Genomic DNA, 13,394 nt, shown 5'->3' on the forward strand with positions numbered 1-13,394 from the left:
ACCAGCCACGACCCAGGAGCACCCGCATGGCCTTCTTCGACAAGCCCCTCGACGACCTGCGTGCCTACCGCCCGGAGCCCGAGGAGCCCGCGGACTTCGACGCGTTCTGGAAGCAGACGCTCGATACCGCGGCGGCCGCCGCCACCGCGCCGGAGCAGGTGCCGTTCGACGCCGGGCTCGCCACCGTCGAGGTGCGCGACGTGACGTTCTCCGGCTGGGCGGGCCAGCCGGTCAAGGCGTGGCTGCTGCTCCCGCGCGAGCGCTCCGGGCCGCTGCCCGCCGTCGTGCAGTACATCGGGTACAACGGCGGGCGCGGCGTCCCGTGGGAGTGGCTCACGTGGTCCGCGGCCGGGTACGCGCACCTGGTCATGGACAACCGGGGCCAGGGCGGCGGCGGCAAGACGACCGCCGACACCGCGGACGTCGCGCCCGAGGGGCACGGGTCGTCGTCGCCCGGCTTCCTCACCCGCGGCATCGAGGACCCGGCCAAGCACTTCTACCGGCGCCTCATCACCGACGCCGTGCGCGCCGTCGACGCCGTCAAGGCGCTGCCCGAGGTCGACCCCACCCGGGTCGCGGTGCTCGGCGGCAGCCAGGGGGGCGGGCTCGCGCTCGCCGTCGCCGGCCTGCGCGACGACCTCGCCGGGGTGATCGCCGACGTCCCCTTCCTCAGCCACTACCGGCGGGCGTCGCAGATCACCGACGAGGGCCCGTACTCCGAGATCGCCCGCTACCTCAAGGGGCACCGGTTCGAGGTCGAGGACGTGATGCGCACGCTCTCGTACTTCGACGCCACCAACTTCGCCGCGCGCGCCCGCTGCCCCGGCTGGTTCTCCGTCGCGCTCATGGACAAGATCTGCCCGCCGTCCACCGTGTTCGCGGCCTACCACCGGTACGGCGGGCCCGCGCAGATCGAGGTCTTCCCGTACAACGGGCACGAGGGCGGGGCGGCGTACGACATGCCGCGCAAGCTCGCGGCGCTCGCGGGGGTGCTCGGCCCGCGGTGACACCTCCCCGGGGCGCGATGCTCGCCCTGTACGGCAACACGTTCGTCATGGCGACGGGCTTCTACGTGCTCGTGCCGCTGCTCGCCGTGCACCTGGCCGACGGGCTGGGTTTCGGCCTGGCCCTCGTCGGGCTGCTCGCCGGGATCCGCGCCGGTGCGCAGCAGGGGCTCCAGCTCCCGGCCGGGATCCTCGCGGACCGGTGGGGCGTGCGCCGCACCATCGTGGCGGGCGTGCTCGTGCGGGCCGCCGGCTTCGGGGCGCTCGCCCTCGCGACGACGCCGCTCGCGGTGGGCGCCGCGGGGGTCGCCGTCGGCCTCGGGGGCGCGCTGTTCCATCCCGCGTCGTACGCCGCGTACGCGCGGCTCGGCGGCGCCCGGCCCGACGTCTTCGCTCGGCGCGAGGCGTTGAGCAACGCCGGGTTCGTCGTCGGGCCGCTGCTCGGCGGGCTGCTCGTGGCCACCGGGTTCGACGTCGTGTGCTGGGTCGCGGCGGGCCTGTTCCTCGCCGCCGCGCCGCTCACCTGGTTCGGGCTCGGGCGGGCCGCCGAGCCCGACGCCGCCCCTGCCGGTACCGGCGAGCCCGGGGTGCCCGCCGACGCCGCCCCCGCGCCGGCCACCGGCGGGATGCGCCGCGAGGCGCGGCGCGCGCTCGTCGCGCTGTGCCTGCTCAACGCCGCCGCGTGGGCGGTCTTCACGCAGCTCCAGCTCGTCGTGCCGCTGCGGCTGGACGCCGTGCTCGGCAGCAGCGTCGGGGTCGGCGCGGTCTACGCGGCGGCGGCCGTCCTCGTCCTGGTCCTCACCGTGCCCGTCACGCGATGGCTGCAGGCGCAGCTGCGGCTGCCCCTGGTGCTCGCGCTCGGGGTCGCGACGATGGGGACGGGCATCGCCGTGCTCGGCGGCGGCCCGGGCGTCGCGTCGCTCGTCGCGGGGATGGTCGTGTTCACGCTCGGGCAGATGGTGTTCCAGCCCGCGATGAGCGCGGTCGTCGCCGCGGGCGCGCCCGCCGCGTCCGTCGCCACCCGGTTCGGCGTCAACGGCCTGGCGCTCGCCGTGGGCGGCGTCGTCGGGCCGTCCGTCGTGGGCGCGCTGCTCGCCGGGCCGCTCTCCCACGGCGGCTGGGCGTGGGCGGGCTTCGCGCTCGCCGGCGCCGCCGTCGCCGTCGGCTACGGCCGGGTCCGGGTCGGCTGAGCGGCCGACCCGGACCGCGGGCCTCGGCGGGAGTCAGGCGGGCACGACGGGCGGGACCGTCCAGGTGGCGAGCTCGTCGAGCCGAGGCCGGTACAGGCGGACGGTGAAGTTCCACCCCTCGGGCAGCGGGATGCGGTGGGGCGTGTCGTCGGGCCAGTCGCCGAGGTGGATCGTGACGCGGCCGTCCGGGTCCGGCGTCGCGAAGACGGAGTTCACGTTCGTCAGGCCGCTCGGGCCGGGCTCGAAGTAGCCGTCGGCGTTGTAGACGCTGAGGGACCAGAACGCGTCGGCGGGGATGCCGTCGAACGTGATCGTGTACCGGCCCACCGGGAGCCGCGGCTCGACGTTCAGGTACGACGCCTCGGCGTCGGGCAGGCCGCCCCACCCGAGCGCCGTGCCGACGAGGTGCCGCACCGGGTCGACGTCCTCCGCCCGGCCGAAGCAGTGCTCGAGGCCGCCCATCGTGCGGCCGAGGGTGAGCAGGGCCCCGCGCACCTCCTGGTGGCTGGCCGGGTCGTACTCGGGGCGCACGAACTCGCGCTGCTCGGCGGTGGCGAGGGCGAGCCCGTCCTGGAGGCGGTGCACCTCCTCGACGTCGGCGGGGCTCGTCGGGTCGAAGAGCGTCCGCGCCGCCACGACCACGTAGTCCGTGCCGAACTCGTCACGGGAGAGGACGGACGAGCCGGCCTCGCGGACGACCCGGTTGATGTAGTGGTCCTGGTTGATCACCATCACCGACAGGTACCGGTCGCCGACCTCGGGCACCGTCAGCGTCGCGTCTCCCGCGCCCAGGTCGACGACCGCCACCGAGTACAGCGTGTCCCGGTTCTGCCGGATCACCGGCTGCTCGTCGAGCGGAGCGAGGGCGCGGTCGTGGTGGAAGATGCCGAGGCCGCCCACCATCGGCAGCATCCTCGCGATCATCGTGTCCGTCTCCGCGCGGGCGAAGTTGTCGATGCTGACCTGGACGGCCATGGCCGTACCTCCTCGGGGGTGCGGGCGACGTCCCGCGGGGAGCTGCGGGACGTGGGGTGCGTCACGACGGCCGGGGCCCCGCCGCAGGTGGCGCTGCCCGGTCGCGGTGTCACGCTATGGGGGCGCGGCCCGCGGCGCGCGCCGGACGCCGGGGGCGGTCGCCCGGTGGCGAGGGCCGGGCCACCGACGGAGGGGGACGAAGGATGCAGGGGTACGTGCTGAGGCGCTACGGCCACCCGGGCGTGATGGAGCTGCGCGAGGTGCCGCGCCCGGTCGCAGGGCCCGGCGAGGTGCTGGTCCGGGTGCGCGCCGCGGGCCTGAACCCGATCGACTTCAAGACGCGCGACGGCGGCCTGCGGGTCATCACCCGGCTCCGCCTGCCCCTGGTGGCGGGCAGCGAGCTGGCCGGTGAGGTGGCGGCCGTGGGCGCCGGGGTCACCCGGTTCGCGGTGGGGGACCGGGTGCACGCCCGGGTCGACAAGCGGCGCCTCGGTGCCTTCGCCCCGTACGCCGCCGTGCACGAGAGCCTGGTGGCGGCGATGCCCGCGTCGATCGGGTTCGTCGAGGCCGCGTCGCTGCCCCTCGCGGGGCTGACCGCGTTGCAGGCCCTGCGGGACGAGCTGAAGGTGGCGCCCGGCGACCGGGTGCTCGTCACCGGCGGGGCGGGCGGCGTCGGCACCCTCGCGATCCAGCTCGCGGTATGGCTCGGCGCCGAGGTGACGACGACGGCGTCCGCCCGCGGCGCGGCCCTCGTGCGCTCGCTCGGCGCCGCACGGGTGGTGGACTACCGCGCCGAGCGGTTCGCCGACGTCCTGCACGACTACGACGGCGTGCTCGACCTCACCGGCGGGCAGGACCTCACCGACGCCTTCACCATCCTGCGGCCGGGCCGCACGGTCGTCTCGGTCGCCGGCCTCCCGGACGCGACGACGGCGCGCGTCGACCTGGACGCCGGACCCCTCAAGGCGGCCCTCCTGTGGGCGGCCAGCACCGCGATCCGCCGCCGGGCCCGGCACGCGGGCGTGCGCTACCGCTATCTCTTCATGCACCCGAGCGGTGCGGACCTCGCCACCCTGGCCGACCTGGTCGACGGCGGCCACGTGCGCCCCGTCGTCGACCGGACGTTCCCGTTCGCCGACATCGCCCGTGCGTTCGCCTACCTGGAGCGCGGGCGCGCCAAGGGCAAGGTCGTCGTCGAGCTGTAGGCCGGGCGCCCGCGAAAAGACCTGCGCCGCAGGGCGGCCCCGCTGAGACGCTGGGCGCATGGAGACCCCCGCGCCGATCGACCTGGACACCTGGCCGCGCCGACAGCACTTCGAGCACTACCGGGCGTCGCCGTGCACGTACGCGATGACGGTGGAGCTGGACGTGACGGCGTTCGCGGCGGCGCTGCGCGCGTCGTCGCGCCGGACGTACCTCGCTCAGGTGTGGGCGCTGGCGACGGTCGTGAACCGGCACGACGAGTTCCGCCTGGCCCTCACGGACGACGGCGCGCCCGCGGTCTGGCCGACGGTGCACCCGGCGTTCACGGTGTTCCACGTGGAACGGGAGACGTTCTCGTGCGTCTGGGCGCCCTACGACGCCGACTTCGGCGCGTTCCACGACGCGGCGGCTGCGGTGCTGGCCGAGCACGGGGACTCGACGGAGCTCTTCCCGCAGGGCGCCCCGCCGCCGAACGCGTTCGACGTGTCCAGCCTGCCGTGGGCGTCGTTCACCGGCTTCACCCTGAACATCCGGGACGCCTGGAACCACCTGGCGCCGATCGTCACCCTGGGCCGGTACGTCGAGCGGGACGGCCGGCTGCTGCTGCCCGTCGCGGTGCAGGTCCACCATGCGGCCGCCGACGGCTTCCACACGGCGCGCCTGGTGAACGAGCTGCAGGACCTCCTCGGCGACCCGTCGTGGGTGGGCTGAGCCACACTCCAGGGGGTCACCTGCCGGACGGCCGGGCGCCCGGTCGGCGAGACGGCTTACCCTCTAGTCCCGTGAGCGAGAACCTGGGATCCACCGGCTCGATCGAACGCGTGGTGGCACGCCACGAGATGCCCGACCCGCTGCGGGACGACATCCGCCTCCTGGGCGGGCTGCTCGGTTCCGTGCTGAAGGAGGCGGGCGGGCAGAGCCTGCTCGACGACGTCGAGCGTCTCCGCGGCCTGACCATCCGCGCCTACGGGGCGGACGACGGCGGCGCGACGCTGGCGGAGGCGGCCGAGGTCGTGGCCGGCTTCACGCCGGAGCGGGCCGAGCAGGTGGCGCGTGCCTTCACCTGCTACTTCCACCTGGCGAACCTCGCGGAGGAGTACCACCGGGTCCGCGTGCTGCGGGCGCGGGAGTCGGACGCCGCGTCGGGCGTCGTCATCGAGGACTCCCTGCCGCAGGCGTTCACCCAGCTCGCGGAGGAGGTCGGCCGCGACGAGGCGCTGCGGCGCCTGGGCGAGATCGAGTTCCGCCCCGTGCTGACCGCGCACCCCACCGAGGCCCGCCGCCGCGCCGTCTCGGGCGCCGTCCGCCGGATCTCCGCGCTGGTCGCGGACCGCGACACGATGCGCCCCGGCGGCACCACGCTCGCCGAGAACGAGCGCCGCCTGCTCGCCGAGATCGACACCATGTGGCGCACGTCGCCGATCCGCGCCCACAAGCCGTCCGTGCTGGACGAGGTGAAGACCGCGATGGGCGTCTTCGACGCCACGATGTTCTCCACCTTCCCCGAGGTGTACCGCCGCCTCGACGACTGGCTGCTCGACGGCGAGGCCGGCAGCGTCCCGCCCGTCGCCCGCCCGTTCGTCCACCTCGGTTCCTGGATCGGCGGCGACCGCGACGGCAACCCGAACGTCACCGCCGAGGTCACCCGCCAGGCCGCGACCCTCGCCGCCGAGCACGCGCTCGGCGCGCTCGAGAAGGCGGCGGTCGAGACGGGGCGCAAGCTCACGCTCGACGAGGAGGGCACGCCGGCGTCGGCCGAGCTCAGGTCGCTGTGGCAGCGGATGCGGCAGCTCTCCGACGAGCTCGTCACCCGCGCGGCCGCCGACTCGCCCAACGAGCCGCACCGGGCCGCCGTCCTCGCGATCGCCGGTCGGGTCGCCGCGACCCGCCGCCGCGACGCCGACCTCGGGTACCGGGAGCCGGAGGAGCTCGTCGCCGACCTGGAGGTCGTGCAGCGCTCGCTCGTCGAGGCCGGCGCCCCGCGCGCCGCGTACGGCGACCTGCAGAAGCTCGTGTGGCAGGTGCAGACCTTCGGGTTCCACCTCGCCGAGCTGGAGGTGCGCCAGCACTCGCAGGTGCACGCCGCCGCCCTCGCCGAGATCGACGAGAAGGGCATCCACGGCGACCTCTCCGAGCGCACGGTCGAGGTGCTCGACACCTACCGCGCCCTCGGCGCCGTGCAGAAGCGGTTCGGCATCCGCGCCGCGCGCCGCTACATCGTGTCCTTCACCCAGGCGCCCGAGCACCTGGCCGCCGTCTACCGGCTCGCCGCGCTCGCGTTCGAGGGCTCCGACGACGCCCCCGTCGTCGACGCCGTCCCGCTGTTCGAGACCTTCGACGACCTGGAGAACTCGGTCGACATCCTCGAGGCGATGCTGGAGTTCCCCGAGGTGCAGCGTCGCCTCGCGGAGAACGGCCGCCGCGTCGAGGTCATGCTCGGCTACTCCGACTCGTCGAAGGACGTCGGCCCGGTCGCCGCGACCCTCGCCCTGCACAAGGCGCAGTCGCGGATCGCCGAGTGGGCCCAGCGCCACGACATCACGCTCACCCAGTTCCACGGCCGCGGCGGCTCGCTCGGCCGCGGCGGCGGCCCCGCCAACCGCGCGGTGCTCGCGCAGCCGCCGCACTCGGTGGACGGCCGGTTCAAGCTCACGGAGCAGGGCGAGGTCATCCTCGCCCGCTACGGCGACCCGACCATCGCCGCGCGCCACATCGAGCAGGTCGCCGCGGCGACGCTGCTCGCCTCGGCGCCGACGGTGGAGAAGCGCAACGCCGACGCACGGGAGCGGTTCGCGCCCCTGGCGGCCACCCTCGACGAGACGTCGCGCGCCGCGTTCCACGGCCTCGTGAAGTCCGAGGGCTTCCCGCAGTGGTTCTCGCAGGTCACGCCGCTCGAGGAGGTCGGCCTGCTGCCGATCGGCTCCCGTCCCGCCAAGCGCGGCCTGTCGGTCAACTCGCTCGACGACCTGCGCGCCATCCCGTGGGTGTTCTCCTGGTCGCAGGCGCGCATCAACCTCGCGGGCTGGTTCGGCCTCGGCACCGCGCTGCGCTCGGCCGGCGAACAGCCGGGCGGGCTGGAGGAGCTCCAGGCCGCGTACCGCGAGTGGCCCCTGTTCACCACGCTGCTCGACACCGTGGAGATGGGCCTCGCCAAGACGCAGGAGGACATCGCCGCGCAGTACCTGGGCCTCGGCGACCGCGACGACCTCGCGGAGCTCGTGCTCGGCGAGCTGCGGCTCACCCGCGAGTGGGTGCTGCGCGTCACCGGCAACGAGTGGCCGCTCGCCAACCGCCGCGTCCTGGGCCGCGCGGTGCAGCTGCGCTCGCCGTACGTCGACGCGCTGTCGCTGCTCCAGGTCCGCGCCCTGCGCGCGCTGCGCAGCCAGGGCGTCAGCGAGGGCCTCACGGTGGACGACGGCGAGTGGGTGGACGGCGGCCACAAGGACCGCTGGCAGCACCTGCTGCTGCTCACCGTGAACGGCGTCTCCGCCGGCCTGCAGAACACCGGCTGATCTCGGCGACCGATCGGCGACACGAGGCTCATGGCCCCGGGCTACGCTCCCGGCCATGAGCCTCGTGACGTTCAAGGACCTGTGCGTCGACGCCGTCGACGCGGCCGCGCTGGGAGAGTTCTGGGCCCGCACGCTGGGCCTGCGGGTGGAGCCGCTGGACGTCGGTGACGTCGTGCTGCGCGACCCGGGCGCCGAGCCGGTGGCGGAGCGGACGATCTGGGTGAACACCGTGCCGGAGGCGCAGACGGTGAAGCACCGCGTGCACCCCGACGTGCGCGCCCTGTCGCTCGACGAGTTCCCCGACCGGCCCCGCCTGACCGAGCCCGGTCAGTACCACTACACGACGCTGGCCGACCCCGAGGGCGGCGAGTTCTGCGTCTTCACGGCCGACGAGGTGCCGGGCTACCGGCTCAAGGACGTCGTCGTCGACTGCGCGGACTACCGGAGGGTCGCGGCGTTCTGGCACGAGCTGCTGGGCGGCACGCTCACGCAGGACGACGACATGGACTACGCCTACCTCGACGAGGGCGCCGCCGTCCCGTTCGAGTCGTTCGACTTCGTCCCCGTGCCCGAGCCCAAGACGGTCAAGAACCGCTGGCACTGGGACGTCACGCTGGACGACGGGGTCACCCTCGACGACCTCGTCGCCCGCGGCGCGCGCGTGCTGCGCGCGCAGGACGACGAGATCGGCTGGACGGTGGTGGCCGACCCCGAGGGCAACGAGTTCTGCGTGTTCGACCGTGCCCGCTGACGGCGTGCCGGTGCGGCCGCTGGCCGTCGTCCTCCACTCGCGCCAGCCGCTGACGACGGACCCCGCGGACACGTTCGACCCGGCGGCCTGGGACGTCGTCGTCCTCACCGACGCCGAGGCCGGCGACGTGCTGCGCGAGGACGTCGACGCGGAGACGCCGCAGGTGCTCCGGGCCTCGCGGGAGGCCTGGGCCGGCACGATCCGGGGCCTGGCGGCGGGTCGGCCGGTCCAGATCGTCGCCAACGACGAGTACTGCGTCGCGGCGTGCGCCCGGCTGCGTGAGCAGTTCGGGCTGCCGCAGCGGCACCCCTCCCGGCCGGAGCACTACCTCGACAAGGTCGTGACAAAGGAGCGCCTCGCCGCGGCGGGGGTGCGCGTGCCGCGGTTCGAGGCGCTGCGCGACGGCGTGCCGGGACCGGAGCACGGCGTCCCGTGGATCGTCGGACGCGTGGGTCTCCCGGTCGTGGCCAAGCCACGGACGGAGGCCAACTCCCGCGGCGTGCGCGTCCTGCGCGAGGAGGCCGACCTGCGGGCCTGGCTCGCCGACCACGAGGGAGACCACGGCTGGCAGGTCGAGGAGTACCTGGACGGCACGTTCCACCACGTCAACGCCCTCGTCCGGGACGGCGAGGTCACCCCGGTGCAGGCCGGCACCTACCTTGGTCCGCTGCTCGACCTGCCGTCGGGACGCCGCCTCGGGGGCTGGACCGTCCCGCACGACGACGAGCTCGCGCGGCGGGCCCATGCGCGCGACGCCGCCGTGGTCGCCGCCCTCGGGGGCGAGGGCGCGTTCGTCGTCCACACGGAGTTCGCCCGCACCACCGACGACGAGCTGGTCGTCATCGAGGTCGCCGCCAGGGCACCGGGTGCCCTGGTCTCCGAGCTGGCCCGCCTGCACGCGGCCGTGCACCTGGAACGGGCCAACCTGGCGTTGCAGGCCGGGCTCCCCGTCCCGGAGGCGGGCCCGACGGGCACGCAGGCCGCCTGGGTATGGATCCCCGTGATGCCCGGCGAACGGTACCGCCGCACGCCGGCGACGACGAGCGGGCGGCTCGTGCACGTGCGTCGTGCGGCGACCAGGACCCACGAGGGAGCGTCGGGGTCGCTCGGGGTGTCCGTGCTGCTGTGGCACGCCGACCCGTCGACCCTCGCCGCCGACGTGCGGACCGCCGCGACCGCCGCCTGGTGCTCGTGAGGTCCGGGACGGGCGTCAGGGGCGCGCGGCGAGCGCGGTGAGCACGCGGTCCACGCTGGACCGGATGCCCCAGCGCTCGGCGAGCGCGTCGAGCGCCTCGGGGTCCTTCGGCGCCCGCGGCAGGGTGTCGTCGACCTCGCCGACGGGGGCGTCGTGCGCGACCTGCACCACCGTGGGGGCGACGTCGAGGTAGGCCGCGGCGTCGAGCAGCTTCTGCCGCTGTGTGGGCGTGATCCCCTTCGCGCCGTGCTCGGCGGCCGCGCGGAGGCTGGCCAGGTCGCCGAACGCGGCGAGCAGCTTGGCGGCCGTCTTCTCCCCGATGCCGGGCACGCCGGGTAGGCCGTCGGACGGGTCGCCGCGCAGCGTCGCCATGTCGGCGTACGCCTGCCCGCTCGGCACGCCGTACTTCTCGGCGAGCCTCGCCTGGTCGACGACGTCGGGGTCGCGCACGCCCCGCGCTGGGTACAGCACGCGCACGCCGGCCGCGTCGTCGACGAGCTGGAACAGGTCGCGGTCGCCGGTGACGATGTCGACGCTGGCGGGCATCACCATCCCGACGGCGCCCGCCACGGGAAGCGCGGTCGCGGCGCTGCGGGCCACCTCGCGGGTGACCAGGGTGCCGATGACGTCGTCGGCCTCGAAGCCCGGCGCGCCCACGCGGGCGATGCCGAGCGCGGCCAGCACGTCGACGATCACGGGGACCTGCGGGGTGAGCGCGTCGGGCACCTCCTCGACGTCCGGCTCGCCGGCGGGCGTGACCGCGGCGACCCGGTGCTCCTTGTAGGACCCGATCGCGTCGACGCGGAACGCCGGCCGCCAGTCCTCGTCCCAGCACGCCACGAGCCGGTCCGGCCCGTGCTCCGTGACGAGGAACGCGATCATGTCGAGCAGGCCGCGCACCGCGTTGACGGGCTTGCCGTCGGGGGAGCGCAGCGAGTCGGGCAGGCCGTAGAAGGCACGGAAGTACAGGCTCGCGGAGTCCAGCAGCATGAGGCTCACCGGGTCAGCGTGCCACAGGCCCCCGACCGCGACGCCTCAGAGCAGGAGGCCGAGGCCGATGCCGACGACGACGGCGGCGAGCGTGAGCGCCATGGTGCCGAGCGCGTTGGCCACGGCCAGCCGACGCCGGCCGGAGCGGGCGAGGCGGACGGTCTCGACCATCGCCGTCGAGAAGGTGGTGTAGCCGCCGCAGAACCCGGTCGCGACGCCGAGGCGCCAGGGTTCGAGGTGCTCCGGGTCGCCGGCGCCGAGCAGCACGCCGGTGACCAGTCCGATGAGCAGCGAGCCGGACACGTTCACCACCACCGTGGCCCACGGGAACGCGGCACCGGGGGTCCGGGCTCGCACCGCGCCGTCGACGACGAACCGGGCGGCGGCGCCCAGCCCGCCCGCCACGGCGACGAGCAGCAGGGTCACGGCGGCGCTCATCGCGAGCTCCGACCCGAGCGCCGGCCCGAGCCGAGCAGCACGCCGCCGAGGCAGGCGAGGTACCCGAGCACGAGCGTGCCGCCCGCGTACGCGAACCCCTGGGCGACGTCGCCGGCGGCGAGCAGCCGCTCCGTCTCGAGCGCGAGCGACGAGAACGTCGTGAACCCGCCCAGCACGCCGGTGCCCACGGCCAGGCGGACCCGCTGCACGCCGGGCGTCTCCGGCCCGCGGGCGGCGAGGGACTCCAGCAGCCAGCCCAGCACGAAGGCGCCGAGCACGTTGGCGGCGAAGGTCGCGACCGGCCACCCGTCGACGGCGGGCCACGCCTGCGACAGACCGAACCGGGCCGCGGTGCCGACGGCGCCTCCGGCCGCGACCAGCGCGACCAGCCCGGGCCGCCGGTGCGCGGGCCTGGTGCGGGCGGGCGGGCTGCCCGCCGTCACGACGCGTCGCCCGCGTGCTGGTCGGGCAGCACGACCACCGGCCGCGGCTGGTCGTGGACGAGGTGCCCCGCGACGGTGCCGCCGACCAGGTGCGTGGCCCAGCCGCGCACGCCGGGCCGCCGGGCGCCCACGACGATCAGGACGGCGTCGTGGGCGGCCGCGAGCCGGGCCAGCTCGGCAGCGGGGTCGCCGGCGGTGCGCTCGAGCCGCCAGCGCACGGGGCTGTCGGCCAGCGCGGCGGCGACGGCGGCGCTCAGCTCGCCGTCGTCGGCGGGGGAGCCGGCGTCGGGGTCCACCGGCACGACGGCGCCGGACGGCTGGCGCACCGACGCCTCGTCCACGGCCACGCACACCAGCTCCGTGCCGAGCGCGGCCGCCAGGTCGGCGGCGCGCCGGGGCACGCTCGGATGGTGGTCGTGGGGCACCCCCACCAGCACCGGACCGGTCATGCCGCCATCGTAGGCAGCGTGCGGGCGGTCAGCCCGACCGGTCCAGGACCGGCAGCCCGTCGTCGTCCAGCCGCTCCAGGTCGTCGGAGCGCACGCCGAGGAGCTTCGCCACGGGCGTGCCGGTGAACCCGTAGACGATCGCGGTGAGCAGCACGACGCCGAAGATCACGGGCACGAGCTGGGGGAACGGCTCGCCGGCGTCCTCGAACCGCAGCGCGAACACGGAGGCGGTGGACGCGGCGACGATGCCGCGCGGCGCCATCCAGCCGATCATCGCGCGCTGCGACCAGGGGAGGCTGGTGCCCAGCGTGGACACCGACGCCACGAGCGGTCGCAGCACCAGCACCAGCAGCGCGACGATCCCGATGGTTGGCAGCGCGTACCGGGCCAGGGCGTCCAGGTCGATCCGTGCCGACAGCACCACGAACAACGAGCCGATGAGCAGCAGCCCGACGTGGGTGCCGAACTCGTGCAGCGGCTCGGTGCGCGCCACCCGCTGGTTCGCCAGGGCGGCGCCGAGGGCGGTGGTGGCGAACAGCCCCGCCTCGTCCTGCCCGGCCTCGGCGAGCGCGTAGGCCCCGAGCGCGAACGCGACCGCGAGCACCACCTCGGTCTCCTTCGGGACCCTGCCGAAGCGGATGAGCAGCACGAGCAGCGCTGCCGCGACGCCGCCGACGACGAGCCCCCACGCGGACGTCAGCAGCAGGCTGGTGGTCTCGGCGTGCAGGACGACGTTCGCCACGGCGAGCGCGACGGTCGCCCCGATGGGGTCGATGAAGATGCCCTCGAACGCGAGCACCGACTCCGCGGGCTGCTTGGGGCGGATGATCGCGAGCAGCGGCCCGACGACGGTGGGCCCGGAGACGATGAGGATGGCGCCGATCACCGCGGACCGTCCCCACGACAGGTCGAGGAACAGGTGGGCGATCACCGTCGCGCCCAGGCCGGTGAGCAGCGCGCCGGTGGTGACGAGCCCGAGGACGGGGCGGCGCGCGCCGCCCCGCAGACGGGCGAAGTCGAGCTTGAGCGACTCCTCGAAGAGCAGCAGGCCCACGGCCATCGAGACCAGGGGGAAGAGGGAGTCGCCGAAGACCTCGTCCGGGTCGAGCCACCCGAGCACGGGTCCCACGAGGAGGCCCAGCACGAGCAGCAGCAGGATGGACGGCACCCGCAGGCGCTTGGCCGCGACCTGGCCGGCCACGCCCACGGCGACGACCAGCGCGATCCCTCCGACGAGGTCCATG

General features: G+C 75.2%; 13 protein-coding genes. 7 read left to right on the forward strand and 6 right to left on the reverse strand.

Annotated elements, in window-relative coordinates:
• Positions 1-26: 26 nt before the first annotated feature.
• Together ACFVS0_RS15100 and ACFVS0_RS15105 are read left to right on the forward strand one after the other, a co-directional pair.
• Entirely contained in the window at positions 27-1,007 is a 981-nt protein-coding gene (locus ACFVS0_RS15100; protein ID WP_430588408.1) for an acetylxylan esterase, read from the forward strand.
• Positions 1,004-2,194: an MFS transporter gene (locus tag ACFVS0_RS15105; RefSeq protein WP_430588409.1), complete on the forward strand. Its 1,191-nt coding sequence runs from the start codon at positions 1,004-1,006 to the stop codon at positions 2,192-2,194. Before ACFVS0_RS15100 ends, ACFVS0_RS15105 begins: the two co-directional genes overlap by 4 nt.
• A 33-nt stretch (positions 2,195-2,227) precedes the next feature.
• On the opposite strand, the gene ACFVS0_RS15110 is transcribed toward ACFVS0_RS15105, so the two are convergent.
• Positions 2,228-3,169, reverse strand: a complete 942-nt coding sequence (locus tag ACFVS0_RS15110; RefSeq protein ID WP_430588410.1) for a DUF1254 domain-containing protein — start codon at positions 3,167-3,169, stop codon at positions 2,228-2,230.
• 215 nt (positions 3,170-3,384) lie between these two features.
• On the opposite strand from ACFVS0_RS15110, the gene ACFVS0_RS15115 reads away from it, so the two are divergent.
• The 5 genes from ACFVS0_RS15115 to ACFVS0_RS15135 all read left to right on the forward strand — a co-directional run bounded on the left by ACFVS0_RS15115 (position 3,385) and on the right by ACFVS0_RS15135 (position 9,830).
• Complete coding sequence (locus ACFVS0_RS15115) at positions 3,385-4,374, forward strand: NADP-dependent oxidoreductase (RefSeq protein ID WP_430588411.1); 990 nt, start codon at positions 3,385-3,387, stop codon at positions 4,372-4,374.
• A gap of 58 nt (positions 4,375-4,432) precedes the next feature.
• Positions 4,433-5,083 (forward strand): type A chloramphenicol O-acetyltransferase, encoded by a 651-nt coding sequence (catA, locus tag ACFVS0_RS15120; protein WP_430588412.1) that lies wholly within the window; start codon positions 4,433-4,435, stop codon positions 5,081-5,083.
• Between the two features lie 128 nt (positions 5,084-5,211).
• Positions 5,212-7,884 carry a phosphoenolpyruvate carboxylase gene (locus ACFVS0_RS15125; protein ID WP_430584536.1) on the forward strand — a complete coding sequence of 891 codons (2,673 nt, stop codon included), beginning with the start codon at positions 5,212-5,214 and terminating at the stop codon, positions 7,882-7,884.
• A 55-nt stretch (positions 7,885-7,939) separates the two neighbouring features.
• Positions 7,940-8,635 carry a VOC family protein gene (locus tag ACFVS0_RS15130; protein WP_430588413.1) on the forward strand — a complete coding sequence of 232 codons (696 nt, stop codon included), beginning with the start codon at positions 7,940-7,942 and terminating at the stop codon, positions 8,633-8,635.
• On the forward strand, positions 8,625-9,830 hold the full coding sequence (locus ACFVS0_RS15135; RefSeq protein WP_430588414.1) for an acetyl-CoA carboxylase biotin carboxylase subunit family protein: 1,206 nt from the start codon (positions 8,625-8,627) through the stop codon (positions 9,828-9,830). Before ACFVS0_RS15130 ends, ACFVS0_RS15135 begins: the two co-directional genes overlap by 11 nt.
• Before the next feature lie 15 nt (positions 9,831-9,845).
• Here the strand turns inward: ACFVS0_RS15135 and ACFVS0_RS15140 are convergent, their stop codons facing one another.
• The 5 genes from ACFVS0_RS15140 to ACFVS0_RS15160 are packed head-to-tail and all read right to left on the reverse strand — an operon-like array spanning position 9,846 to position 13,393.
• The gene (locus tag ACFVS0_RS15140) at positions 9,846-10,820 is read right to left on the reverse strand and encodes a 5'-3' exonuclease H3TH domain-containing protein (RefSeq protein WP_430588455.1); all 975 of its coding nucleotides are present in this window, start codon (positions 10,818-10,820) and stop codon (positions 9,846-9,848) included.
• A gap of 45 nt (positions 10,821-10,865) precedes the next feature.
• Positions 10,866-11,258: a fluoride efflux transporter FluC gene (locus ACFVS0_RS15145; RefSeq protein WP_430549061.1), complete on the reverse strand. Its 393-nt coding sequence runs from the start codon at positions 11,256-11,258 to the stop codon at positions 10,866-10,868.
• Complete coding sequence (locus ACFVS0_RS15150) at positions 11,255-11,701, reverse strand: fluoride efflux transporter FluC (RefSeq protein ID WP_430563520.1); 447 nt, start codon at positions 11,699-11,701, stop codon at positions 11,255-11,257. The genes ACFVS0_RS15145 and ACFVS0_RS15150 overlap by 4 nt, the downstream gene beginning before the upstream one ends.
• Positions 11,698-12,150 (reverse strand): universal stress protein, encoded by a 453-nt coding sequence (locus tag ACFVS0_RS15155; protein WP_430549059.1) that lies wholly within the window; start codon positions 12,148-12,150, stop codon positions 11,698-11,700. The genes ACFVS0_RS15150 and ACFVS0_RS15155 overlap by 4 nt, the downstream gene beginning before the upstream one ends.
• Before the next feature lie 28 nt (positions 12,151-12,178).
• Positions 12,179-13,393 (reverse strand): cation:proton antiporter, encoded by a 1,215-nt coding sequence (locus tag ACFVS0_RS15160; RefSeq protein ID WP_430563521.1) that lies wholly within the window; start codon positions 13,391-13,393, stop codon positions 12,179-12,181.
• Position 13,394 lies beyond the last annotated feature (1 nt).

This window comes from Isoptericola sp. NPDC058082, from assembly GCF_042885055.1.
In the GTDB taxonomy this organism is placed as follows: Bacteria; Actinomycetota; Actinomycetes; order Actinomycetales; family Cellulomonadaceae; genus Isoptericola.

Bases quoted from the DNA above. Each gene is read 5' to 3' on its own strand.
- ACFVS0_RS15140 (WP_430588455.1), bottom strand. From the start codon at position 10,820: ATGCTGCTGGACTCCGCGAGCCTGTACTTCCGTGCCTTCTACGGCCTG.
- ACFVS0_RS15130 (WP_430588413.1), top strand. From the start codon at position 7,940: ATGAGCCTCGTGACGTTCAAGGACCTGTGCGTCGACGCCGTCGACGCG.
- ACFVS0_RS15125 (WP_430584536.1), top strand. From the start codon at position 5,212: ATGCCCGACCCGCTGCGGGACGACATCCGCCTCCTGGGCGGGCTGCTC.
- ACFVS0_RS15155 (WP_430549059.1), bottom strand. From the start codon at position 12,150: ATGACCGGTCCGGTGCTGGTGGGGGTGCCCCACGACCACCATCCGAGC.
- ACFVS0_RS15145 (WP_430549061.1), bottom strand. From the start codon at position 11,258: ATGAGCGCCGCCGTGACCCTGCTGCTCGTCGCCGTGGCGGGCGGGCTG.
- ACFVS0_RS15110 (WP_430588410.1), bottom strand. From the start codon at position 3,169: ATGGCCGTCCAGGTCAGCATCGACAACTTCGCCCGCGCGGAGACGGAC.
- catA (WP_430588412.1), top strand. From the start codon at position 4,433: ATGGAGACCCCCGCGCCGATCGACCTGGACACCTGGCCGCGCCGACAG.
- ACFVS0_RS15100 (WP_430588408.1), top strand. From the start codon at position 27: ATGGCCTTCTTCGACAAGCCCCTCGACGACCTGCGTGCCTACCGCCCG.
- ACFVS0_RS15160 (WP_430563521.1), bottom strand. From the start codon at position 13,393: ATGGACCTCGTCGGAGGGATCGCGCTGGTCGTCGCCGTGGGCGTGGCC.